Source organism: Mycobacterium sp. 29Ha (genome assembly GCF_032883055.1).
In the GTDB taxonomy this organism is placed as follows: Bacteria; Actinomycetota; Actinomycetes; order Mycobacteriales; family Mycobacteriaceae; genus Mycobacterium; species Mycobacterium gallinarum.
In genome coordinates this window covers 1-23,617 of sequence record NZ_JAMQTI010000024.1, presented here as the reverse complement: position 1 = coordinate 23,617, position 23,617 = coordinate 1, and the positions used below count along the sequence as shown (strand labels likewise).

At 63.3% G+C, this 23,617-nt stretch carries 28 protein-coding genes; 18 read left to right on the top strand and 10 right to left on the bottom strand.

Annotated elements, in window-relative coordinates; genetic code table 11:
- Positions 1–6 precede the first annotated feature (6 nt).
- Positions 7–855: an energy-coupling factor transporter transmembrane component T family protein gene (locus M1248_RS25515; RefSeq protein ID WP_163729516.1), complete on the bottom strand. Its 849-nt coding sequence runs from the start codon at positions 853–855 to the stop codon at positions 7–9.
- Entirely contained in the window at positions 852–2,900 is a 2,049-nt protein-coding gene (locus M1248_RS25510; RefSeq protein ID WP_317150101.1) for a DUF2232 domain-containing protein, read from the bottom strand. Before M1248_RS25510 ends, M1248_RS25515 begins: the two co-directional genes overlap by 4 nt.
- Before the next feature lie 110 nt (positions 2,901–3,010).
- On the opposite strand from M1248_RS25510, the gene M1248_RS25505 reads away from it, so the two are divergent.
- Both M1248_RS25505 and M1248_RS25500 read left to right on the top strand, forming a co-directional pair.
- Positions 3,011–3,448: a MarR family winged helix-turn-helix transcriptional regulator gene (locus M1248_RS25505; RefSeq protein ID WP_163729521.1), complete on the top strand. Its 438-nt coding sequence runs from the start codon at positions 3,011–3,013 to the stop codon at positions 3,446–3,448.
- A gap of 81 nt (positions 3,449–3,529) precedes the next feature.
- Complete coding sequence (locus M1248_RS25500) at positions 3,530–4,735, top strand: MFS transporter (protein WP_163729524.1); 1,206 nt, start codon at positions 3,530–3,532, stop codon at positions 4,733–4,735.
- A gap of 6 nt (positions 4,736–4,741) precedes the next feature.
- On the opposite strand, the gene M1248_RS25495 is transcribed toward M1248_RS25500, so the two are convergent.
- On the bottom strand, positions 4,742–5,851 hold the full coding sequence (locus M1248_RS25495; protein ID WP_163737305.1) for an esterase-like activity of phytase family protein: 1,110 nt from the start codon (positions 5,849–5,851) through the stop codon (positions 4,742–4,744).
- On the bottom strand, positions 5,851–6,564 hold the full coding sequence (locus M1248_RS25490) for a VIT1/CCC1 transporter family protein (RefSeq protein ID WP_163729526.1): 714 nt from the start codon (positions 6,562–6,564) through the stop codon (positions 5,851–5,853). Before M1248_RS25490 ends, M1248_RS25495 begins: the two co-directional genes overlap by 1 nt.
- Positions 6,565–6,665: 101 nt before the next feature.
- Here M1248_RS25490 and M1248_RS25485 point away from each other — a divergent pair, with 101 nt between their 5' ends.
- Positions 6,666–8,588 (top strand): acyl-CoA dehydrogenase, encoded by a 1,923-nt coding sequence (locus tag M1248_RS25485; protein WP_317150100.1) that lies wholly within the window; start codon positions 6,666–6,668, stop codon positions 8,586–8,588.
- A gap of 131 nt (positions 8,589–8,719) precedes the next feature.
- Positions 8,720–9,559, top strand: a complete 840-nt coding sequence (locus M1248_RS25480) for a hypothetical protein (protein WP_163729529.1) — start codon at positions 8,720–8,722, stop codon at positions 9,557–9,559.
- 59 nt (positions 9,560–9,618) lie between these two features.
- Here the strand turns inward: M1248_RS25480 and M1248_RS25475 are convergent, their stop codons facing one another.
- Complete coding sequence (locus M1248_RS25475; protein ID WP_317150099.1) at positions 9,619–9,792, bottom strand: thiazole synthase; 174 nt, start codon at positions 9,790–9,792, stop codon at positions 9,619–9,621.
- Positions 9,793–10,047: 255 nt separating this feature from the next.
- Here M1248_RS25475 and M1248_RS25470 point away from each other — a divergent pair, with 255 nt between their 5' ends.
- Entirely contained in the window at positions 10,048–10,464 is a 417-nt protein-coding gene (locus M1248_RS25470; protein WP_317150098.1) for a hypothetical protein, read from the top strand.
- Positions 10,465–10,499: 35 nt separating this feature from the next.
- On the opposite strand, the gene M1248_RS25465 is transcribed toward M1248_RS25470, so the two are convergent.
- The gene (locus tag M1248_RS25465) at positions 10,500–10,952 is read right to left on the bottom strand and encodes a hypothetical protein (protein WP_317150097.1); all 453 of its coding nucleotides are present in this window, start codon (positions 10,950–10,952) and stop codon (positions 10,500–10,502) included.
- An 8-nt stretch (positions 10,953–10,960) separates the two neighbouring features.
- A complete protein-coding gene (locus M1248_RS25460) occupies positions 10,961–11,485 on the bottom strand; it encodes an LppP/LprE family lipoprotein (protein WP_317150096.1) in 525 nt (174 codons plus the stop codon).
- An 823-nt stretch (positions 11,486–12,308) separates the two neighbouring features.
- Here M1248_RS25460 and M1248_RS25455 point away from each other — a divergent pair.
- Together M1248_RS25455 and M1248_RS25450 are read left to right on the top strand one after the other, a co-directional pair.
- The gene (locus M1248_RS25455; RefSeq protein ID WP_317150095.1) at positions 12,309–12,443 is read left to right on the top strand and encodes a hypothetical protein; all 135 of its coding nucleotides are present in this window, start codon (positions 12,309–12,311) and stop codon (positions 12,441–12,443) included.
- 384 nt (positions 12,444–12,827) lie between these two features.
- Positions 12,828–13,157 (top strand): hypothetical protein, encoded by a 330-nt coding sequence (locus tag M1248_RS25450; protein WP_317150094.1) that lies wholly within the window; start codon positions 12,828–12,830, stop codon positions 13,155–13,157.
- A 158-nt stretch (positions 13,158–13,315) separates the two neighbouring features.
- Here M1248_RS25450 and M1248_RS25445 read toward each other — a convergent pair whose 3' ends face one another.
- Positions 13,316–14,524 (bottom strand): hypothetical protein, encoded by a 1,209-nt coding sequence (locus tag M1248_RS25445; protein ID WP_317150093.1) that lies wholly within the window; start codon positions 14,522–14,524, stop codon positions 13,316–13,318.
- Between the two features lie 259 nt (positions 14,525–14,783).
- Between M1248_RS25445 and M1248_RS25440 the strand changes: the two genes are divergently transcribed.
- Positions 14,784–16,682, top strand: coding sequence for an ATP-binding protein (locus M1248_RS25440; RefSeq protein ID WP_317150158.1), 1,899 nt, complete (start codon positions 14,784–14,786; stop codon positions 16,680–16,682).
- Between the two features lie 124 nt (positions 16,683–16,806).
- Here M1248_RS25440 and M1248_RS25435 read toward each other — a convergent pair whose 3' ends face one another.
- Positions 16,807–17,160: a DUF732 domain-containing protein gene (locus tag M1248_RS25435; RefSeq protein ID WP_317150092.1), complete on the bottom strand. Its 354-nt coding sequence runs from the start codon at positions 17,158–17,160 to the stop codon at positions 16,807–16,809.
- Positions 17,161–17,363: 203 nt separating this feature from the next.
- On the opposite strand from M1248_RS25435, the gene M1248_RS33430 reads away from it, so the two are divergent.
- The 7 genes from M1248_RS33430 to M1248_RS25400 all read left to right on the top strand — a co-directional run bounded on the left by M1248_RS33430 (position 17,364) and on the right by M1248_RS25400 (position 20,778).
- Positions 17,364–17,777: a DUF732 domain-containing protein gene (locus M1248_RS33430; protein ID WP_410506730.1), complete on the top strand. Its 414-nt coding sequence runs from the start codon at positions 17,364–17,366 to the stop codon at positions 17,775–17,777.
- A gap of 173 nt (positions 17,778–17,950) precedes the next feature.
- Positions 17,951–18,226 (top strand): hypothetical protein, encoded by a 276-nt coding sequence (locus M1248_RS25425; RefSeq protein WP_317150090.1) that lies wholly within the window; start codon positions 17,951–17,953, stop codon positions 18,224–18,226.
- A gap of 2 nt (positions 18,227–18,228) precedes the next feature.
- Positions 18,229–18,507, top strand: a complete 279-nt coding sequence (locus M1248_RS25420; protein ID WP_317150089.1) for a hypothetical protein — start codon at positions 18,229–18,231, stop codon at positions 18,505–18,507.
- Between the two features lie 358 nt (positions 18,508–18,865).
- On the top strand, positions 18,866–19,408 hold the full coding sequence (locus M1248_RS25415; RefSeq protein ID WP_317150088.1) for a hypothetical protein: 543 nt from the start codon (positions 18,866–18,868) through the stop codon (positions 19,406–19,408).
- Positions 19,409–19,427: 19 nt separating this feature from the next.
- Positions 19,428–19,727 (top strand): hypothetical protein, encoded by a 300-nt coding sequence (locus tag M1248_RS25410; protein ID WP_317150087.1) that lies wholly within the window; start codon positions 19,428–19,430, stop codon positions 19,725–19,727.
- Between the two features lie 20 nt (positions 19,728–19,747).
- Entirely contained in the window at positions 19,748–19,939 is a 192-nt protein-coding gene (locus M1248_RS25405) for a DUF2510 domain-containing protein (RefSeq protein WP_317150086.1), read from the top strand.
- A gap of 323 nt (positions 19,940–20,262) precedes the next feature.
- On the top strand, positions 20,263–20,778 hold the full coding sequence (locus tag M1248_RS25400) for a hypothetical protein (RefSeq protein WP_317150085.1): 516 nt from the start codon (positions 20,263–20,265) through the stop codon (positions 20,776–20,778).
- Between the two features lie 88 nt (positions 20,779–20,866).
- On the opposite strand, the gene M1248_RS25395 is transcribed toward M1248_RS25400, so the two are convergent.
- Positions 20,867–21,271 carry a hypothetical protein gene (locus M1248_RS25395; protein WP_317150084.1) on the bottom strand — a complete coding sequence of 135 codons (405 nt, stop codon included), beginning with the start codon at positions 21,269–21,271 and terminating at the stop codon, positions 20,867–20,869.
- Between the two features lie 324 nt (positions 21,272–21,595).
- On the opposite strand from M1248_RS25395, the gene M1248_RS25390 reads away from it, so the two are divergent.
- From M1248_RS25390 to M1248_RS25380, 3 genes are all read left to right on the top strand, one after another.
- A complete protein-coding gene (locus M1248_RS25390) occupies positions 21,596–21,958 on the top strand; it encodes a hypothetical protein (protein WP_317150083.1) in 363 nt (120 codons plus the stop codon).
- A gap of 100 nt (positions 21,959–22,058) precedes the next feature.
- Positions 22,059–22,583 carry a hypothetical protein gene (locus M1248_RS25385; protein ID WP_317150082.1) on the top strand — a complete coding sequence of 175 codons (525 nt, stop codon included), beginning with the start codon at positions 22,059–22,061 and terminating at the stop codon, positions 22,581–22,583.
- Between the two features lie 261 nt (positions 22,584–22,844).
- A complete protein-coding gene (locus M1248_RS25380; protein WP_317150157.1) occupies positions 22,845–23,411 on the top strand; it encodes a recombinase family protein in 567 nt (188 codons plus the stop codon).
- Positions 23,412–23,617: the final 206 nt, after the last annotated feature.

The window sequence follows — 23,617 nt, the reverse complement described above, 5'->3', positions numbered from 1 at the left end:
CCGGTCTCACCTCGTGACGGCGCTGGTGCCCAGAATCGTCAACTCCAGCGCGAGCGCCGTCGCGCACACCAGACCGACGATCATGAATGCCCACCAGTCGATCGCCTTCGGGCCCGACGGCGACGCCGAGATCTGTCCCACGCCGCCGCGGGCGGTGATCGCGTCGCCCATCTCGTCAGCCCGTCGCAGTGCAACGGTGACTGCCGCCGCGAGCAGGTCGACAAGCTCGAGCATCCCGGCGCGGAAGCGCCCTCGCCTGGTGGCCGCCTGCTCTTTGGGGCGCAACCTGCGCGCCGCATAGAGGACACGGAACTCGTCGATCAGCATCGGAAATGCGCGCAGCGCCAACGCCAGCGCCACCGCCCACTCATCGACCGGTATGCGCAGCGCCTTCAGCGGCCGGCCCAATTTAGCTACGGCGGGGGCGATCTCGGCGACGTTGGTCGTCCACGACACCATGGCGCCTAGGCCGAGCAGAACGATCGACAACGCCGTGATCCGCAGGAAGTTGAACAGCCCACCCAGTCCGATCTCGACCGAACCGACGTCGATCACGGGGCTGCCACCCGCGAAAGTCGCTGTGAGACCGCCGAAGAACAACAAAATCCAGAGCCAGCCCGGGATGGACGGCAGCACGCCGCGGGGTATCCGAGCGATTCGCGCGGCGATGAGCACCAGCACGGCAACCGCACCGATGGGAACCCACCCCGGATAGAAGGTCATCAGGATGCCGATTGCCGCCACCATGAGCAGTTTCGTTCCGGCCCAGAGCCGGTGGATGGCGCTGTTACCCGGTACGGGGCGCAGCAGCACCACCGGCCTGCGTTGCCGCTTGTTCGCGATCGGCGCGGTCACGATCTGTCTCCCGCCACCGTCGGCGTCGCCGCCACCACCCCGTTTTGCAGATGCAGAGTGCGTGGGCACACGTCCTCGAGGCCCGAGAAGTCGTGGGAGATGATGACGATGGTCAGCCCGAAGTGGCGTCGCAGCTCACCCAGGAGCCGCAGCAGCCCACGCTGACTCGCCGCATCCAGCCCGGCAAGCGGCTCGTCGAGGATGAGCGCACGAGGCTGGCGCGCCAGCAGCCCGGCCAGCACCACACGGCGCATCTGGCCGCCGCTCAGTTGGTCGATGCGCCGCTTCGCCAGCGCCTTGTCCAGGCCGACGGTGGCCAGCGCCTCGCTCACCCGCTTGCGGTCACGCGGGGAGAACCCGGCCGCAGATGCGATCTCGAGATCCACCCGGCCGCGCATCAGCTGCAGGCGGGCCGCCTGGAAGGAGATGGCAACGGCACCAACCTGATCTGACACCGGCGCACCGTCGAGCAGACAGCTGCCGCCGGTCGGGACGGTGAGTCCCGCCATGATCCATGCCAACGTCGACTTCCCGGATCCGTTGAGCCCGTGGATCAGCAACCCGTCGCCCTCGTTGACGGTGAAGGTGATGTCGCGCAGCGCCATTGCAGCCCACGGTGTTCCGCTGCCGTATTCGTGATTGACCCCACGGAGTTCGAGCACTGGCTTGTCGGCGTGGTGGTAGCCGGTGACGGTAGCCGGCGGCGCCGACGCGGTTTCCACCATGTCGGTGTTGTCGGCGGCGCCACCGTTGCCGGTCAGATTGACGGCGCGGTCCGCGGCATCCGCCTCGTCGTTGTAGTGGGTGATGTGCACCAGCGACATGTCGTGATGCTTCGTCAACCCGGATAGCACCGACATCAGCGCGCCCCGACCCTCCTGGTCGACCATGCTGGTCACCTCGTCGGCGATCAGCAGCGACGGTTCACGGGCCAGCGCCGCCGCGACGGCGAGCCGCTGCAGCTCACCGCCCGACAGACCGCCCGTGTCGCGCTCGGCGAGCCCGTCCAGCCCGACCTCGCCGAGCAGCTTGGGGATGTCCGTGGTCGTCCCCGGCGGCAGGCCCCACACCACGTCGTCGGCGACCCGGGTGCCGAGCACCTGACTCTCGGGGTGCTGCATGATCACCGCCGTACCGCCGAGCCGGCCGAGCCCGACGCCGCCGGGCCGGTCGATGGTGCCCGACGTCGGTTCGCGGCCGGCCAGCATCAGCATCAACGTCGTCTTGCCCGAACCGTTCGCGCCGGTGATCGCGAGATGCTCACCGGGTTCGACGTTCAGCGATACCGGACCCAGCGCGTCGTGGTCGGCGTTCGGATAACGGAAGCGGACGTCGTGCAACTGCGTTGGTACAGGGGCGATGGTTCCGGTGTCGGCGGAGGATTCGAGCTTGTGCACGTCGGGGATGGCGACCAGTCGCGACATCACCCGCGACAGCGCCCACCACCCGATGAGCGTGACGAAGACGATGGACCACACCGAGGATGCGAAGAACAGCAACGGCCAATAGTCCAGCGCGGTGGCGAAGTCGCGCTTGAGCTGCTCGGCCAAACCCTCCATTTCGGGGATGCGCGCGATGATCGCGGCGACTCCGTCGACGTTGGCGGTTACCGATTCGAAGATGAGATGGCGCAGGCGCGTCAGGATCGCCAGCGCCGCGATGACGAATACGCCAGAGAGCGCCCCGGCGACCAATGAACACAGGAAGACGGTCAGCGTGCCGCGTCCGCGGCGCTTGATGATGCCGGTCAAGCCACCGATGTAGGCGCAGTTCATGACGGTCATGAAGCCGCCCATGCCGGCGATCAGAAACGCGATGATCGCACCGGCCACAGTGGCGGTGAGCAGCACGCGCAGCCGATAGCGGTAGGCCAGCAAACCCATCGGGACGGTGCCGAGCAACGACAGACCCGCGGCGAACGGAACGACGACGGCAATGATCGCCGTGGCCGCGGACAGCGCCGCGATGACCGACGCCTGGGCCAGTTCACCCGGGCTCAGCGCGCCGGAACGTCGAGTCACGCCCGAATCCCCGGTCACGGCCATTGCACGATTCTGCCAGTCGAATTCTAAGAGCGGTCGTCGCCTTGCTGCGACCAGCAATCGGCCTGCCGCTTCGTTTGAACTGCATAGCAAGGCTATGTAATAGTGGGGTCATGACTCAGACCCTCGGCGCCGACCTGCTGCATGTGGTCGCCCGGATCAACCGACTGGCCACGCAGCGCGCCCGGCTACCCCTGCCCTTCGCGCAGGCGCGGCTGCTGTCGACGATCGAAGACAAGGGGCCGACCCGGATATCGGATCTCGCGGTGCTGGATCACTGCTCGCAACCGACGATGACGACCCAGGTGCGCAGGCTCGAGGACGGGGGTTATGTGTCACGCACCGTCGACCCCGACGATGCGCGGGCCGTGTTGGTCCAGATCACGTCCAAGGGAGTCGAGACGCTGAGGCAGGTGCGCGTGGACCGCGAGGCCGCCATCGAGCCGTACCTGGAGCGTCTGGACGCGTCGGATCGGCAGGCGCTCAGCGAAGCAGTCCGTATATTGCGAGGGCTTCTCGCGGACGCGGCCTCACCCACCGCCGCCAAATAATTCGTGATTTCGGTGTGCTGAGTCGCGCAGAGCGCGACCACCTACACCGAAATCACTCGACCAAAAGGAGCACTTGCCCATATGTGGCGTCAACCCAAAGCTGTTTGGGCCGTTGCCTTCGCGTCCGTCGTCGCGTTCATGGGTATCGGTCTGGTCGACCCGATTCTCAAGCCGATCGCCGACAACCTGAACGCGTCGCCGTCGCAGGTGTCGTTGTTATTCACCAGCTATATGGCGGTGATGGGCGTCGCGATGCTGATCACCGGCGTAGTGGCGAGCCGCATCGGCCCCAAACGCACTCTGCTGCTCGGGCTCGTGGTCATCATCGCGGGTGCCGGCCTGGCCGGCATGTCGGAAACGGTAACCGAAATCGTTGGCTGGCGGGCACTTTGGGGCCTGGGTAACGCGCTGTTCATCGCGACGGCGTTGGCGACGATCGTCAACTCCGCGCGCGGCTCGGTGGCGCAGGCGATCATCCTGTACGAGGCGGCGCTGGGTGTCGGCATCGCGGTCGGCCCGCTGGTCGGCGGTTTGCTCGGATCGATCTCGTGGCGCGGACCGTTCTTCGGGGTGTCGGCGTTGATGGCGTTCGCCGTCGTCGTCACGGCATTCCTGCTGCCGTCCACACCGCCCGCCGGACGTGCGACGACGCTGGCCGACCCGTTCCGTGCGCTGCGCCACCGCGGTCTGCTCGGCGTCGCAATCACCGCGCTGCTGTACAACTTCGGCTTCTTCACGCTGCTGGCCTTCACACCGTTTCCGCTCGACATGAGCGCGCACGAGATCGGGCTGATCTTCTTCGGTTGGGGTGTCGCGCTGGCGTTCACGTCGGTGGTCGTCGCGCCGCGGCTGCAACGCCGCTTCGGGACCGTGCCGACGCTGCTCGTGAATCTCTTGGCCATGACCGCGACTCTGGCGGCGATGGCCGTCGCCACCGAGAACAAGACCGTGCTGGCGACGTGTGTGGTGGTGGCGGGATTGTTCATCGGTGTCAACAACACGTTGATCACCGAGACCGTGATGAAGGCTGCGCCGGTCGAAAGAGGCGTCGCCTCAGCGGCTTACAGCTTCGTACGCTTCTCCGGTGCCGCATTGGCGCCGTGGCTCGCCGGCGTGCTCGGCGAACGGGTCAACGTCCATGCCCCGTACTGGGTCGGTGCGGCGGCGGTGCTGCTGGCAGCGGGTGTCCTGGCAATCAGCCGCTCCCATCTGACGGGTATCGACGCCGAGGAGAAACTCGACGAGGTCAGTGAGGCGACCGCGATCACCGTCGGCAGCGACAGCTGAGATCCATCACTCCATGGCGAACGCATAGAACTGCGTCGTCTGGTCATCCGAGAAGTTGTCATCTGTGACGAGCACTACGACCTGCCTGCCGTCCGACAGCCTGGGGCCCAACGTGATTCCCTCGACGTTGTCCAGATTCTGCACCTGGGGAATCGTCGACAGATCGGCCACCAGAATCTTGGTCATCGCCGTCGGCGGCGCGTCCGCGAGCGACGGCCTGTCCAAGATGTCGTCGGCGCCGGCGGTGCTGGCCCGGTAGATGCGCGCGACATTGTGGGCGCCGTGCGAGCGTTCGATGACCAGAAAGTTGTCGTCGTCGAGCGCCACGAGATCCGACAGCCCGTTCGCATCGCCGTTCGGCGCGGTGATCGGGTCGAGCGGGTAGGCGTATTGCGCGCTGGCGGTGCCCGTCGAGACGTCGAACCTGGTGACGCGGGTGAGGGCACCGGCCTCGGCGGTCGGCAAACCGCCGTCGTTGAAACCTGGGTCTTCCATTCCCGCGAACAGATAGTTGCCGCTCGGCGTCAACGTCAGCCCCTCGAGACCATTGTTGGTGCGGGGGCCCGTGTCCTGCTGCGATATCCACAGCACGGGTGGCAGGTCGTATTGACCGCGGAACGCACCGTCGAGTCCTGCGACGCGAACCCACGGATCCAACAGCAGCGGCCGGTTCGGATCCTTGACGATCCGCTCGCCCTCGCTGGACCAGTACAGCTGTTGGCGGCGCTCGTCGAACGCGATGCCCTCGGGGTCCGGCGGGATCACCGGAGGCATGGCATCGGGCGACAGCGGGGGAAAAGGTGCGCCGGACCGGTCCAGCAGTGAGGTGGTATCGAGCCACTCGACACCAATCAATCTGTTGTCGCTCAATGTGATTCGGACGGTGTAAAACCTTGCGGGGTTTCTCGCCGAGCGGTCGTCACTGATGATGTAGTAGAGCTGACGGCCCGGGTCATAGGTGATCGCCGAAAGTCCCCCGACCGTCGTGTCATCGAAAAGGTAGCTGGCCGGAAAGTCGACCTGCCCGAGGTAGGTCAAGCCTGTCGACAGCGTGGATGCGGGACTGCAGGCGGAAAGGAACAGGGCGGCCGCCAAAAGGCTGCACCGCAGTCGCATCACGCGATGACTGTACCGACGAGGCTTCCCACTGCGTAGGTGGCCGCGATCGCTATAGCGCCGAATGCCAGCTGCCGCAAAGACCCGAACCACAGCGGCCTCTTGGTGAATCTGGCCGCCAGCCCACCGGCAATGAGCAACCCCAGACCACCACACAACAGCCCCGGCCACAGCGATTCGACTCCGAGTAGGTACGGGATCAGCGGAATGATCGCACCGATCGCGAACATGACGAACGACGAGCCAGCGGCCACCCAGGGCGACGGCTTCTCACGCGGGTCGACGCCGAGCTCCTGCACGAGGTGGAAGTTCAGGGCGACCTTCTCGTCGCGGTGGACCTCCTCGGCGGCCTTGCTCGCGGTTTCGCGGGTCATCCCCATGTCCATCAGCATCGCCACCAACTCGGCCTTTTCGGCCTGCGGGTGCTTTTCAAACGCGCGTCGCTCGACGATGACCTCGGACTCGATCTGCTCGTTGGCCGTCGCCACCGAGGTGTACTCCCCCAGCGCCATCGAGAACGCGCCGGCCAACAGCCCGGCCACGCCGCTGATCACGACGGTGTGCGCGCTGGCCGCGGCGGCGACACCCGCGATGAGGGCGGTGTTGCTGACAAGGCCGTCCATCGCCCCGAACGTGGCCGCGCGCAGCCAGCCCCCGGTCACATCGGCGTGCCGGTGTGACGACATGTGCGGAACGCCGGTCGGTGCGGACATGGGGTCGATTTAACGCCACCGGTTTCGCCTGGTCTAGCAAGGTTTGGCTACGTTTCTGACATCACAGTTTCGACGGGCCTCCAAAGGGCTACGGTCGAGTAATGACCACCACTGCGGAACATCTACGCAACGCCCTCGACGGCCGCTGGCGCGATGTGAAGAACCAGATGCGCGAGGAACTCTCCAGCGAGGTCTTCAAACCGCACTACACACCGAACACCGTCATCGCCCGCACGAAGGTGGGCGAGCAGTTGAAGATCATGGCCGCACAGGGCGCGGCCGAAGACGGGTTCAAGAAGGAGCACGGCGGCAACGGCGACGTCGGCGCGGCGGTGACCCAGATCGAGATGCTCGCCATGTCCGACCTGTCGCTGATGGTCAAGGCCGGCGTGCAGTGGGGTCTGTTCGGCGGTGCCATCGAGAACCTCGGCACCGAACGCCACCACGAGGCGTACGTACAGCGGATCATCGACCTGGACCTGCTGGGCTGCTTCGCGATGACCGAGACCGGTCACGGCAGCGACGTGCAGGCGCTGGAGACCACCGCCACCTACGATCCCGCCACGCAAGAATTCGTGATCGACTCCCCCACCCGCACGTCGCGCAAGGACTACATAGGCGGCGCCGCCGAAACAGCCCGTGTCGCAGCGGTTTTCGCACAGCTGATCACTCCCGACGGCGAGGGGCACGGGGTGCACTGTTTCGTGGTGCCGATCCGCGACGACGAGGGCAACGATCTGCCGGGCGTGACCACCAGTGACTGCCACTACAAGGGCGGCTTGCCCGGGGTGGACAACGGACGCATCCAGTTCGACCACGTCCGCATCCCACGCGAGAACCTGCTCAACAAGTACGCCGATGTCGCCGAGGACGGGACGTACACCTCGCCGATCGAAAATCCCAACCGGCGGTTCTTCACGATGCTCGGGACACTGATCCGCGGCAGGGTCACCGTCGGCGGGAGTGCGGGCGCGGCCGCGCGCGTCGCGCTGGACATCGCGACCCGATACGCGTTGGAACGCAGGCAGTTCGAGGCGCCCGGCGCGGACCGCGAGGTGCTGATCATGGACTACCTGGTGCATCAGCGGCGGTTGTTCCCGCTGATCGCGAAGTCCTATGCACTTCAGTTCGCGCAGAACGAGCTCGTCGCCAAGTGTCACGAGTTGCAGACGGCTGACGACCCCGACGCCGAGGAACAGCGTGAGCTCGAGTCGCGGGCGGCAGGATTGAAGGCCGCCAACACCTGGCATGCCACCCGAGCGATCCAGGAGGCGCGTGAAGCCTGCGGTGGCGCAGGTTATCTCGCCGAGAACCGGCTGATCGCGTTGAAGGCCGACACCGACGTGTTCACCACCTTCGAGGGTGACAACCACGTGCTGACCCAGCTCGTCGCCAAAGAACTGCTGACCGCCTACGCCGACGACATCAAGGGCATGAGCCCGGTCGAATGGGTGCGGTTCGCGGCCAACTTCGCCGGCGAGCGGGTGCTCAAACGCACTGCGGCCGAGACGATCATGCAGACCATCCTCGACACCCGGCAGGACAACGAAGAAGAAGGCAGCCTCTTCAACCGCGGCACCCAGGTCAAGATGTTCGAGGACCGCGAGCAGTACATCCTGGCGACGGTGGCCCGACGCCTGCAGGGCAAGTCCAAGGAGATGAGCGCCTTCGATGCGTTCAACTCTGTGCAGGACCACGTGTTGCACGCCGCGCGAGCGCATATAGAGCGCATCATCCTCGAGGCGTTCGTGGCGGGCGTCGACTCGTGCGAGGACGACGAGGCGCGCGAGATCCTCAACATGGTGTGCGACCTGTATGCGCTCTCGGTGATCGAGGAAGACAGAGCCTGGTTCATGGAGCACCGTTTCCTGTCGACCGAACGCGCCAAGGCCGTCACTCGCGGCGTCAACGAGCGGTGCCGCAACCTGCGTCCCTACGCGGAGTTACTGGTCGACGGCTTTGGCATACCGGAGCAGCTTCGCTACGCCGAGATGCTGCATCCGGAAAACATCATCGACACATAGGCACCATCCGCCCCATTGGTGGTGCTGCGCGTCACAATTCCGGCGAATTCTGAGATGCTTCATGGCAGACGCTGACAGAATTCAGCATCGCTGGTCCGAGCGGACCTGCCAGGCACCAGGGGAGGTAATTGATGTTCTCGTTCCGCCCGTCCAGGTTTGGTCTTTCGGTTGCTGTCGTCGCGGCCGCAACCGCGGTCGTCGGTGCCCTCGCGCCGCCGGCCCAGGCCTTCCAAATCCAGAACCATGAGCGCGTCACCCGCGATGCGCTACAACCCCTCGGGGTTGATCAGACTGCGATCGCCCAAATTCTGGTTGGCCCGCCGCCGGGCGCCGGTGCGGTCGGTAGCGACGCGTTCTTCGCCGACGAGTTCCGCCACATCGACGGCGCCAACAATCCCGTCGAGATCTGCAACATGACGCAGGAGGCGTGGAATTTCTTCACGCCGGTCATCCTGGCCGGTGCCCGGCCCGCGGGCCCCGGTGGCAGCGACCTGGTCGACGGTCCGGGCGCCCGCGCCGCCTTCGGCGGGCTCGCGCACGCGGTGCAGGACTTCTACTCCCACTCCAATTGGGTCGAAGACAACATCGCGATCAACCAGCCGGACCGGATGCCGCCCCCGCTGATGCCCACCTGCGACCCTGCAGCCTTCCCGCCGGGCCTGCACACCGGCTACTTCGACGTTTTGGCCAACCACGACGACCTGTTGGGTGGCTGCCCTCCAGGTGGTCCGCCGCCGGGAGTCGTCGAATGCCACTCCACGCTGAACAAGGACGCCTGGAACAGCCCGCGCGGCATGATCCAGGTCCCGGGCAGCAACCCGCCGATCAACAACTTCGATTTGGCGGCGCGATTGGCCACCACCGCGACCGTCGATCTGTACAACCAGATTCGCGAGCTGGTGTCCGCCAATGCCGGCCCCTGCGCCGCTGACAACCTGTTCCAGGCCGATCGTCGTCAAGCCTGCTGGTAACTCAACTGCCTCGCATGTACTGAGGCTTCGCGGCGCGAAGCCTCAGTACGCGTAGGTAATCAACTGGCCAGCTCCGCGGTGGCATGACCCACCGGGATGTGCTCCCATGCGTCGAGGTCGGGTTCGAAGGCGTCGGCGAAAGCCTGAGCGATTTGCGTGGCGTATGCGGAATGAGCGATGGCTGCGGCCATCGCGGTTCCGAGGATCCAGCGTGAGGTGCGTCGTATCAACATGCGCTAAAGATTGGGACGCGCGCCTTGGAGAGTTCTTGGCAAGATGGGCGATACCCGACGGCATCATCCGTTCGATGGATCTTGCTCCCCCGGCTGGACTCGAACCAGCCGACCCGCTAACCACGACCACCCAGCACCACCAGTGAAAACCCTCTCTGAGCTGTGTCTATCGCTCATTTACTGAGTGGACAGCTATGGACACCTATACCCTACAGAGGACAGATAGATAGCACGCAGACAGCACGGGGGCCGGGCATGGTCGGGCGTTCTAATCGGCGCGGGTGGGGGTATCTGCGCCGGCTGCCGTCGAAGCGGTGGCAGGCGTCCTACGTCGGTCCCGACCTCGGCAGGCACACCGCCCACACCACCTTCACGGCGAAGATGGACGCCGAGGCGTGGCTGTCCGACGAGCGCCGGCTGATCGAACGCGACGAGTGGACACCGCCGGCGCAGCGCCGGGCCGCACCGCAGGGCAAGGTGCTCACCATCGGCCAGTACGCGCAGACCTGGGTGGCGCAGCGTTCCCTCAAGGCTCGTACCCGCACCCACTATGAAGGGCTGCTCCAGCGGCAGTTGGCTCCGCTGGCCGGTGTTCCGCTGACGGCGCTCACAGCGTCCCAGGTGCGCTCTTGGCATGCGTCGATGGACCCGAGCCGCCCGACCATAAGGTAACAAAACCCTGCCAAACGGGCTCGGGGCTAGCGAGTTCAGAAGGAGTAGACGTTGTCGACGCTGACGAACATGCCGTGGCCGGTGCGGTCATTAGTGAACCGTGTGCCCTCGAACGTCGAGAGGATGGTCCAGCCATTGACGTTGTACGTCTGGCCGTATCTCAGCACGATGTCGTTCGCAATAGCCTCTCGTGACCACGGGATGTTTCCGATGTCCCAGTAGAAGTCGCCGTTTCCCCGCACAACAGCGAGGTTGAGAGGCGAACCGTTTTCCGCGGAGTACGGGGACTGAGGGAAAGGCTCGCCGCCGCGGCGCTGGCATACCACGAGGGGACCGCCGCCATGGCCTTCGTCAGCGGCGTTCGGATAGCACCGCACCTTGCCGGACTCGGTGATGACGGCTTGATTGTCGTCGGCAGCCGCTGGCGAGGCGAAGAGCAGCGCCAGTAGGCACATCGCGATTACGGCCAGCGGTAGTCGTCTGGTCACGTCGCGCCTCAAGCCGGTGGGGCGGGGTCGAGCATGGCGACGTGGTCGCCTTGCCATTGGTAGCGCACGGTGTTGATCGGACCCGGGCACGCCGTACAGACGTTGCGTCCGTCCTTGTAGTCGAGGACGACTGTGTCGTCGGTCGTGCGTGCCTCGTTCAGTGATGTGAATGCGTAGGCTTCCGATGTTGCGGTGCCCACGTATGAGCCGTTGTGGAACATGAGTGCGGTGATCGGGGAGCTGCCGGTCGCCCGCTCTACCGTCACCAGCGCGGTCGACAGCGTCGCGCACGGATCGTAATTGCCGTAGATGGTGCGTGGATCAGCAGACCATGTCCAGTCGGTCCCTGGGTACGACGGCAGCGACCCGACGGCCTCTGTGATTTGTTGGGACGCCAGGTTGACTCCGCAGGCTGTTGGCGGAGCGGCAGTCGCGTGCGGGGCGATGCCGACGGCCAAAATTCCACAAGCGAGCCCACCAGATCCCGCCAGCGATAAACGGCGGTGCAGATGTCTTGGTCGACCTTTTCTCATGTCCTTCTCCTTTGAGAAATCAAATTGGGTCCACCTTGCCGATGCTTACAACATCCCGTGGCTGTTGAGTCTTTCCACGGCCGGCGCCCCGCCCCTCGGAGCGAACGCTAACACCAGTGACAACGTGGCTGTAGCCGCTTCTCGGGTTTGCTCGTTTCGAGTTCCGAAACTGTAGGGAAACACCCGATTCCTCGGCAAGCGTTGGAGGCTAGCTTTCGGAAAAGCCCGGTTGAAGCACGAATTGGCCGGTCAAGATCACGCCGCGAAAGGACCGAGGAGATCAGGGAAAAATGTCAATCGTAGGTTTGTCCGCAGGGAAGCCAGCGCTGGGCTTTGCGGTGCTGCTGGGGATCGCGTGCTGCGAAGGTGTCGTCGCTGGCGCACCCGCGGAGCGGGCATGAGATGGCGCAAAAGCTGTGTATTCAATGCGGTGACGACTACGCTTCGACCGGATTCTCACGCTGCACCGGCTGCATTCACAAGAACTTCTTGGCCCGAGAGCCAATACGCGCCGTGAAGAAGAACCAGCGCAGGAGGGCAAAACCCGACAATCGCCAAGGTGAATGCCCGTACTGCTCGAAGGTTCTTGTGACTAAGGCAGACGGGCACCTACGACCGCACAAGTCCAGCAAAACGGGCAGACACTGTGTCGGAAGCGGCGGCCCGCCGATCCGCAAAGTCAAAGCCTTGAAAAGTAAAGGAAGTATTCGAGCGGTCAGCGGCGGGCTACCGACGTTGGGCCGCGGTCACCGCTGAAACGGGCGGTCACAAAAGTTTGCGCTGGAAAAGCGCGGCCGACTCCAACGTCCTGATGTAGCTCTCGGTGTCGGCGGAGGGCGGTGCGGCGCAGCGCCCAGCGCGGGAGGACCACGGCGAGATCGCGGAACCGGTTTACGAAGAGCGTCCCGGGGTGCTCGAATCGCACATTGATCACGCCGACGCCGACTTCGACGATTGACGGCGCGTGGCGATTGCATCGCTGGCGCGTGATTGAGACCCGTGGTCAAAGTTGACTATCAGAAGTAGCCGATAGTGGCGGCAACTCTCGTCCAGAGCGCGCCGGCCGCAGAATAGTGAGCGGGTTCGGCAGAGAACTCGGCGTCGTTGTTCGCGAAAGTCGGACGCTCCGTCTCAACTTTATTGACGCGATTGCTTGCACTTTCGGCCTCGGGACCATGTGACCTTTGACCCGCGCCTCGAATGGCCAGACCAGCCTAACGTCGAAATAGAAGTCGAAGATGGGCCTGGGGGTCGAGCAATGAACATCAAAAACTTTCCCAGATTTACATTAGCCCTGCGCACCTCACCGGAGGCCATAAAGCGCCTGATAACGGGGTCGTTCGTGGCGCTAGGGCTGGCGTTGAGCCTGGCAGGACCGGCACAGGCAAATGTCGATGCCGATCACTTCGTGCGCACCGAGGTGGCCTGGACGGGTGCCCCCTGCATCGCCATCTATCACGCTTGGCTGGCCGAGACCAGATCGGCCTGTGGTGGCCGCTACACCTACACCGAGGGCAACGTCTATCCCGGTGACCAGATTGGCCTGGACCCGATCATGGGTGCGGCCAGCTACATCGAGTGCAAGATGTGGATCGACGGGGTGCTCAGTTGGTCGGACGCGGCGCTCCGGGGCGACGGCTCCGATGCGTCGTGCAGTCGCGTGAAGACCTAACGGAAGCTGAGGCAGCCTGCGCGCTCCCCTCCTTCGAGAATTACAGCCTCTGACCCGCCGCCTGTCCCGGCGTTATAAGGCACCTTCCGAAACGGGTCGCTCACGCTCGTCACAGAACTCGTCTCAACGAGTCGGATGCTGTTCCTGCCTGTTCGACATCAATAGCGGAGGTGAGTCGCTCGGAGTCGGTCAGCGACCAGCGGTGGCAGGTCGGCGATGTCGATCCCACCAGCCGTCTTGGCCTTCTTCCAGCGATGATCGAGGTCGCGTTTGCCGAGTGAACCGTTTTGCAGCACTCGTGGTCCCCAGATTCTGACCTCGACAAGCACTCCTCCGGCCCACTCGGCAGTGAACGATGTCGGACGGAACTCCTGGACGAACCCTTCGCCGTTCACCCCACACAGCATGTCGGGCAGGCTGCCGGGTTCGAGTTGGAAGCGCGTCAGTTTGTTACCTGAAGGTCGCGCCGGTAGGTCCGGATTGGCGGACAGCCCGCGACTCGGTGGGTCGGTGGACCGCTCTGGAATCATGGTATTCACCGCGTCCGCCGGCGGTGCCGTTCGTGCTGTCGGAGCAGCGGCGGAGTGGGCGCGTGAAGTCACCCGCAAATCGACGGTCATGGGGCTGTGGTCGCTGTAGGCGAGCCAATCGGCATGCGTGCCGACTGTGACGGCTTCTATGGCTTCCGGGCGGGACACGAAGGTGTAGTCGATGTGGTACGGCTTGTCGGCGTTTCTGGTCCACCACAGTGTCGGGTTTGGCTCTGCGCCCCGTTCGCAACCATGGGTGTGGTGGTAGGCGCTCACGAACCCGCGTGCTTCCAGCTCATCCATGAAGTCCCCGAACTTTTCACGTTTGGTGGGCTTGTCCCAGCGCACAGAGTTGTTGAAATCACCGCTAATGATCACTAGATCGGCGGGCCCACGAAGGAATTGCTCGTAGCGGTCGATCGAGGCACGGCAAGCGCCGCGCTGCCGAGCGGAGAGGTGGCCCGTACCTCGGTGGTTCATGTCCCATACCGCCAGCAACCGGACATGCCCTGGGCCGGTGACATGGACTGGCATCACCCACTGGTATCCGCAGTCGTAACAGTCGTCGATGGCTAGCTGCCAGCCGTTGAACGCGGCGACGCAGAGCCCCTTATTTTGATTGCCGCCTACCCATTCCACGGATGTCGCCCCGACCGCCTGTAGTGCGTCTCTCGCCGGGGCGGTGCCGGCAGATTCGGGCAGGACCGCGACGGTGGGGTTCAGAGCCGCCAGCAAGTGGGCCTTGGTGTGTAGCGACATCGCGACGTTCCACTCGACGAGGCGCACTGGAGTCCTTTCGCTGCGCATGCCGTCGAGAATGTCACTTTCCACGGACACTTGGCCCGGTGACCCTGCCTTCTTCGCGAGCGAAGGATCACTGACCCTGGCCTTCCCGTCCGCCTGTTTGGATTGTTTCATGAGGTCCCACGGCGTCGTACCGTCGTCTCGTCGAGTAGCGGAGAGACGAACGGGGCGCTAACTCGATTGCGATGCGACGGGCGGCTCGAGACACGGGCGGCCGGTGGCATTTCCGGGTGAGGTTACGACGGCATGACCAACGGTGGGTTTGCCGACCGGCTAGGTTCGGCGTGTGCGCATGTACAAAGTGAAGTTGGTCGGCTACAAGTCTGTGCGTCACGGCCAAGAGTTCGACGTTGGGCCGTTCACCGTGCTGTTTGGCAAGAACAACGCCGGAAAGACGAATCTCCTCGAAGCCATTTACGGTTTGCTTGCACCACAGGACATGCCTGTAGGCGGAGCGGTACTTGCTCGCGGGTTGCGCAAAGGTGATTACCCGATGGGGGCGGTTTATGTCGAAATGGAGCCGGGGCTTACCTTCGATGACGCTGTCTTAGCTTTGGTACCGGATCGGGCCGCGCTCGGGATTCTGCAGTTCACTCACGGGGATGGACGGATTCTCGAGTTTCGCGAACTACCGTCGGGCCACGTGTGTTTCGCCGCTAGGGCTGTTGAGGACGAAAGCTCCGACCCCGATGAACCAGAGCTGTGGTTCGTCGATGTGGCCGACTATTTCGACGGCTTCGAGGCATCCGGGTTGATTTACGATCCGGTTAGCGACGAAGTCCTTGAGCTGAGCGAACAGACCAGAATAGTGGGCAGCGAGCAACGAGTGCGGCCACTGTTCCTTGGTTGGGAGTTCAACAACATCGACCAGTGGGTGACATCGGCGATCGCCGAACTGACGACCACCGGCTACGGACCGATCTTTCTAGAACCCGTGTATGACGAAGAACCAGTCGTAGCTTGGCGGGTTCGGCCCGAAGTTCGGTTTCACCTCAACCAGCTCGGGATGCTTGCCACTGATCTGTTGCCAGATTTCCTCGACGGCTCAATCCAGGCCGACGCCCACGTCCCGAGAGATTGGGAGGGTTCTCCGCAGGTGCGGCTGTGGTTCGAAGAGCGCGGTAGCGGCGATCGGCACTCCCTGGACGACTTCGGTCGCGGGACATTGCGTTGGCTGGCCATCGCGGTGCAGGTGGCTTTACGCCTCATGGAAGACGATCGGCAGCTCACCTCTCTTGGCGTCACGGAACAAAATGCATTTTCCGGTCAGGTGCTTTTTATAGATGAACCCGAAGCCCACCTGCACCCATCCGCTGTGGCTAGTGTCGTGCGGTGGTGTCAGCGCATGGTGGGCTGCGGGTTCCACGTTATTGCGGCATCGCATCATGAAGAGTTTTTGCGAGCACCGGGTGATGAGGTCACATTCGTCGAAGTCACCCGCGAGGTCATGTCTTTCGAGAACTCTTCATATATCGACACAAGAGCGCGCACGGTTCCAACCGCAGATAGTTCGACTCTCCAGGAACTAGCTCGCGAGATAGGGATGCACCCCGCCGCGGCACTCTCCCTTCATCGCGCCGTCCTGTTCGTCGAAGGACCGCTTGACGAGGCCGTGCTCGATGAGTACGCCAGCCGCGAATTGGATACCGCCGGAGTCACCATTATTCCCATACACGGAACCAAGAACCTTGAAGGTCTGATCGACGGCGAGTTCACGATTCGCCTCGGCATGAAGACTGGAATATTGACCGACAACACGGTCACCTCGACCATCGCAGACCGCTCGAAGAAAAAGCGCACGGGCGAAGAAAAGAAGGTCATCAGACTCATCGAGAGGTTTGAAGACCACGGACTACCCCCACCTGACTGGTTCGGAGTAGAAGAGGACGACCTGTTGTTCGCCCTCCCCGCAGAGGGCATCCGAATGTGCTATCCGGAGACGGCCAGCGCGTTCCCAGGCTGGCTGAACCTTCGAGAGGAATGTCGCGTAGCGACAGGTGCTGGCCCCTCGGATTCAGTCAATTGGAAAAGTTTCGCGAACGACCACTACGGATTGCCGCTCGCTAGTGCGGATGGAGTGAGGAGAGTCGTTCGCAAACTAGACCTCGCCGGAGTACCACTACCTTCACTGCGGACACTCGTTGATCAGATCGTGGACTGGGCGACGCGACCTGCCAATGCCAACGAGTAGCGCGAGTTATGGCGAGGTGTTTGTCTGACGAAGCGCACCGCGTACTCGCATGACGAGCGCGGTCTCGTAATAGCTTGAGGCGCGGCTGCCTTCGTCAGCGGAGTTGCCGAAAGGCAAACCGTGCTCAGGGGCAAAGGTAGGTGGTGGCAGCGTCAACGATGATCGGCGCGTTGTAAGACGACGGCATCAATCCTTCACCGTGACTCAGCCAATCCACCAGCGAAGCCTCCGAGCGGCCCTCGTACCGAACCTGATCGCATACCCATGTGCCCGTCCGCAACGCTGCGGCAGAGTTCGGGAACTGCCCGTGACACGCCCCGTCGATCATGTTGCACGGGTCAGAGTCGTGGTCGATCAGGCCGGCCGACTCCAGCGTCCTGATGTAGCTCTCGGTGTCGGCGGAGGCCGGTGCGGCGAGTGCGACCGCAGCGCCCAGCGCGGCAAGCATGGACACACCTGCCCCGAACAGCTCCCCCATAAGATGAATAGTAAATCGGCTGCATTGAACACACATGTGCTATGCCGAATGGTTAGCCGTCAGGCAGAGTCGCCACTAAACCCGAATCGGCGACGTACATCAGTCGACGATGGGTCGGCCCTCGGAATTGGTTCTGCCGACCTGGCGATCCTGTTAGTCTCGCTGGCAAACGACCGGGGGGTCGGTCGCGCTGGAGGTGGGGGATGTTCCGATTGGTTGTTGCCGCCAAAATCACGACGGCCTGCCTCGTTGGTGTATTGGGCTCTGGACTCGCGTCAGCAAGCCCCCCAGAACAGGGGGGTCCGGGATCGGACTGCGGGGCTCATGACAGTGCCATCGTCTGTGCGTCGACAGGTTCTCCCACACCTGGTGAAGATGCATTCATCGAGCGAGCGCGGGGTTACTTTCCCGGTAGCGATGTCCAACTCCTGAAGATCGGGAGGGGCACCTGCTACTTGGTCCGTCAGGGCGAAGTGACAACCAACAGCATGGTTGCGGACATTGCCGAATATACGGGGATGTCTGAGGAGCGAGCGGGCCAGGTGTTGGCGGTTGCGATGGACACCGCCTGCCCAGGATTCACCGTCGCCGGCAACGGAACAACCCTGCCAAAATGATCCGGCGCCATCGGGTTCGGCAAATACGGCGTGCGCTCGGCTGCAGAAATAGCACACCAGATCAGCGAGGTCACCCGGACTGAACCGACTTCAACTGGGCGTGCGCCAGATGAGGCCGCGTCATTGGTTTTGAGGAACAAGCACTGCCACTGAAGAATTGATGTGAGGACGGTATGAAAGACAAGTTCACAGCAGGACTGTTGACGTTGACAGTCGGCGCAGCGGCTTTCGTCTTCAGTCCTGCCGCGTCCGCAGACCCGCCGCGGGAAATCTGCTCACAGGTTTCAGGCAATTGCTTCTACGGTGACCCCGACATCTGGGAGTACGCGCATTGCGATCCATATGACCCCGATGCCCACGAACGCGGCGTATACGAACTGATGGGTAAGTTCGGCATTACCTACGTCGAGGCTGAAAAGTACATCGATGAGTGCGAGGCGAGCTACTAGCCATGGCACGTAAACTCACCGCAGCAATGATCGGCGCACTCACCGCGGCGGCAATCTTGCCTTCCCCGGTCGCCCAGGCCGACCCGGACATTCTTACCCCATATAACAGTCTGTGCGCGTACCTCTACAGTCTCGGCGACCAGTGGCCCGATGGACCGGCTACCCAGAAATGGTTGCTGGACAGGTACCCGTATCTAGCAACGGACTTGACACCGGATCAACTCAATAACCTGATCAACAACGTGTATCAGGACTTTCGCTGCGAAAACCATGGCACGTGACGATCCACAAGATCATCGAGCGGCCGCGATAAGGGTTATTACGTCACAGCGGCGGGCGGCGACTTAGGGGCAAGCTATGACAGCAACGCGCTGCTGCGATGAGATGTTAGCGATTCTGGAAGAAGCTACCGGCATCGCTGGAAAGGTCTACCCGACGGACTCGGTAACCTTTCCGTCCGGCCGAACCGTCTTCTCCGGAGCCGTGGTCAAATTCCCAGAGGGCCAGGTAGTCGCCGCCGACCGGGTGAGTATGTGGAACGACAGCGGCACTATCTGCGCAAGTATTTGGCCCTGCGAGCTCCAGCCTCAATACAAGCGCGTCTACTCCGATCCAAAAAAAGTTGAAGCCCTTATCGCTTTGGGGTGTGAGTCGGGCTGGGAACTCAACGCCAACTTCCATCTAGCTCACCGGTTCGCCGCCCCAGAGCAGAGGTGGTATCCGCGAAGACATCTCGCAGGGCCGGCGTACATCCGCCAATGGATCGACGACTTTCACGAGGACCGCGCTCGGGGTCGCAGCGGTGAGCAACTAAGGGAGCTGAGCTTTCGCCGGTGGCTCGTAGAGCGCAATTGCGCAGCAGACGACGAGCTGTCGACGCTCGACGACTGGCTGGTCACCAAGTCGTCGGGCATTAAGTTCCACGTCCGTCCAGGCGTGCAGGTGCTGCGAACCTGGCGGTTTCCCGACCTAGCCGTACCGGAGCGCAGAGCTGAGTTTGTCGCCGAGGTGCGCCAGGCGATCGACCAGGCTTTGACAGCCCTCGGCGAACCAGAATTGAATTTCCTGCAAGTCGAGACACCCCCGCGCTCTGAGGCGCCGAGCCAGGCTGGGGTGGTCGGCGCTGCCGCGACGGCGATCTGCCCACGGTGCTACACAGTCCACGCCGGCGAATGCCTATGACAGGAAAGGGAAACAAGCGATGGATGTGCTAGACGAGGAGACTGTGAAGTTGACTGCCGGCCACCAGATCCTTGGCTGGTGGACCTACATCCTCGATACAAGCGACGACGACAACTACCCGTTCGTCAGTTACGGGGAAATTCTGTTGCTCGACAACGGACGAATCTTCTCGCGTGGGCCGTCCGTCAAATGGGGAGCCGCGGAAGCTTTCTGGCCAGACTGTCGTACTGTCTCTGAGGTGGAGGCTCGCGCACAACGGGTTGGCAGCAATTACGAACTCACACGCATCGACTGGCGCGATACAGGCGCTTCGCAGTGACGGCTCGCTAGCTCAATCCCATGCCCGAACCACCTATCGGTTGGTACCCCGACCCCGCCCAGCCGGAGGGGCAGCGGTACTGGAACGGCGAAGAGTGGACTGGTTTCGCGCCAGGACGGCAGTTAGCGGATCCCCACGCATCTCTGACGAAGATCGTTGTCGGCATGTTGGTCCTTACCGTGATTGTCATAGCCGTCATCGTTCTCGTCTAGCCCATTCCATGCCGCCGCACGTGCCTCGCAACCAAGGCGCTGTACGGATGGCCGATAGCCCGACTCTGGGAACTCCTCGACCGCTTAAAGAATCCTGGGAGTCCCGCGTCCGCCGGCGGTGACTTGATTGGCTGTACATCCCGCCAAAGCGCAAGCGGCGCATGATTTATGTACTCGGCGAACTTCGTCCCGTCCGCTAACGGCATCGGGAAAAATACCGTCGACAGCGACCCAACGGGGTTGTCCGCTCGCGCTACAACAGCACGTGCGGTGAAGGCCGAACCTATAGACTCCCAGGAGTGGCAAGCCGTCAGGTACGCAGCATGGCGCCCTTCACCGACGCGCACCTGAAGCGGCTCCTGAAGATCGCCCGAGAGGACGAGCGGCGACTCTTCGAGCGCAACCCACACCTCGCGGTCTACCGCGACCGACTACTGCTTGTCGCCCTGTGCCAGGGCGGGGGCCTCCACTACGTGGACTGCCAGCGAGGTGTCGAAAAGAGAAACGGGGTGAAGGACCTCGACGTGTACACCTTCTACTCCGAGCACTCCAAAACGCGGTGGCCGTACCGGCGCCACGGCGTGGCGGACTTCGGTGAGTCGGAGTTCGGCTACCACCCAGGCAAGAGGAAGGACTTCGTCGGCCGGCATGTCGACCTCCTGGGCCGGGCGCTGCCGGTGAGACCGGACGCCAATCCCGTCGAGGCGGTTCGGAAGTGGCTGACCGACAGCAATAACAAGACACCGCGACTGCTACGGACCAAGGGCGTGGTCGGCCTGCACCCGGGAAGGCTCAGGGGCCAGGTCATTTGGGACCCCTACGCTGAGGGATATCGCTGACCCCCGAGGACGAACTTGACGGCGACAAGTCCGGCGCTAGCAGGAGTGGCCGAACATGTCGTAGCGCACCACGTCGACGCCCATCGAGCTACTCCTGCTCTGGCATTCGCCACGAGGCGAGGTCTTTGGTCGAGTCGGCCAGGCCGGCTGAGAAGCGGCCGTGGCCGGCGTGCCTCTCATTGGTAAGCGCAGGCGGGCCTCCGGCCACGGTGACCTCTCGCTCGATGCAGCGGCCCACATAGGGTTCCCGCACCTCGGAGTAACTCGCCAACTCCTGAGCCAACTCAGCCACCCGGGCCGTCCTGGGTGACCAAGTCAGGTCATGATCTCCCGGCTGCCGGCGCCCGCCTTGCTCGTTCATGGCAGCCGGCGACTGAGCGAGCTGCCAGTCGATGATCTCGTCGGCCTCCTCGGCGTCGAGTTGGTCGATCTCAGCGATCAGGTCGTCGAACTTCACTGCGTCCTCTCCATCGCGGGCACTGAACTTCAGCATGAAGCGTCTCGCGCCAAAAACCGTCGGACAAGTTGCCGCCCCCATTCACCTGACGCCTCCGATACCCGCGACGCGAACCACCCACTAGCGCCGGCGCATGAGGGGCCGACTGAATTGAGATTGGCACCCAATTCGTTTGCCCAGAAAGCGCGGTTGCGCATGGATGTATCGACAGCCGCATCACCATGCCCGCTGGAGTGCCCGATGGCGCACGTATTGCGCGGCGCTAGAACGTCCACGCCTACGCCCATGACGGCAACGCCTACGTGAGAAAATAGGAAAATGGGACGTAAGAACGTATTTGACCCGAGCCAGCGATCGGCGATGCGGCGCGAATACCGCAGTCTCCCCGACGATCAGGCCGAGTTGTATGAGGGGCGCATGGCCCATCGCTTCGGAGTCGACCGCACGGTGATCCGTGCGGCATTGCAGTACAACCGGGGACGATTCCCGTTCCGTGTGCAGTCCGTAGCCCCGGTGCAGAATCCGAACTGGGAGGGGCACGTGCAGTTGCCGTCGCACCAACCCAAAGGGCTTAAGAAGGACGACTTCCAGTGCGACAAGCCGAAGCCGAAGCCGAAGCCGAAGCAGGAGCGCAAGTTGGTCAATGTATTCCGCACCGGTCCGGCAACGCGGTCTAAAGCCAACACCGCTGAGGCGATCCGCCTGAGGACGGGCGGCAGGTGAGCACTCGACCCAAAGCGGTGCTGACCCTCGACGACATCGACCGGCACAAAGTGACGACCGTGCTGGGCAAGGGAACTGCTCAAGCGATGAGGACTCGACGATGACTCGCCTGAACAAACAGGGATTCTGGGAGTGGGCGTACGGCGACCTGCTGTCTAACACCAACCGCGGCGTGCTGGCCGAGTACATCGTGGCTACAGCACTCGGCATTCACAACACGAAGCGCGTGGAATGGGACCGGTACGACCTTGTCATCGGTGACATCGGTGTCGAGGTGAAGTCGGCTGCGTACGTGCAGACGTGGAAGCAAACCCAACTATCAAAGATCGTGTTCGGCGTCCGCCCCGCAATGGGCTGGGACGCCCGCACCGACACCTTTGCGGAGAGTGCGGGGCGAAGCGCCGACGTGTACGTATTCTGTCTGCTCGAAGGTGACGACCACGATGCCATCAACCCGCTCGATGTCGCGCAATGGACCTTCTATGTGCTACCTACCAGCAAACTCCCCGAGCAGAAGACGATTCGGCTCGGACCGCTGAGAGCCCTCGGTCCGTATGAATGCGCCTACGACGAACTCAAGTCCGCCATTCACGGGGCAGCAGCGGAGAATCGCGGCGACGCCTAAGGCGTCGTCCGCCGTCGCATCGACGCCCATAGAGACGCGGTGCCGCCGTTGCGGGCCGCGGCGTGACTCGGGCCGGAAGGCCCTAGAATGCCGCTATCCCCGTGTCTCGAAAACGATGGGTTGTTGAGAACGCGACGGTGCCTGGGCCAGCGACTCGCTTGCTGGCCCAACGACTCGCACGATTGTCTTGAAACCCGGTCTCATAACCTTTAGTATCAAAACCCAGAGTTCAACGAGATTATGAGACAGGAGCGGCCGGCAGTGGCGGTGATCGGGTATGCGAGAGTCAGCACCACCGACCAGAACCCCCAGCTCCAGATTGATGCCCTCCTCGAGGCTGGGGCTAAGCGTGTCTTCACCGACTACGTCAGCGGCGCGACCGCATCCCGACCGCATCTCGATGACTGCCTCGACCATCTCCGCGAAGGCGATGTACTCACGGTGTGGAAGCTCGACCGGCTGGGGCGCAACACCCAACACGTTCTCGCCGTGGTGGACCAGCTCGCGTCTCGAGGCATCGGGTTCCGCAGCCTCACCGAGGGCCTGCACACCGACGGGCCGATGGGCAAGGCGATGCTCACGATCATGGCCGCCTTTGCCCAGCTCGAGCGCGACACCATGATCGAGCGCACCCGCGCCGGCCTCATCGCCGCCGCTGCCAACGGGCGCAAGGGTGGGCGCCCACGAAAGATCGACGACGCCCAGGCCGCCAAAGCCCGCAGTCTGCGGGAGAAGGGAATCGCAGCCACCGACATCGCCAAGATGCTGGGGGTCTCCCGCGCCACGGCGTACCGCTACTTGAACGACGCCTCGTCACTCTCAGCATGACACTGCGTGTTCGCGTTTCCGAGCACATGCCCGTGATCCTCGAGGCGCCCGGGACCAGCCGTGCTCTTCTGTACCGCACGCTGCCAGCTAAGTGGAACGACCGGTGACTGGTAAGAGCGCGTTGGAACAGAAGGGTTCACAAGACTCGCCCGTGGTCATCGTTGGAGAGAGCCTCGGCCGTCAGAAGTCGCGTATTCCGTTTGATG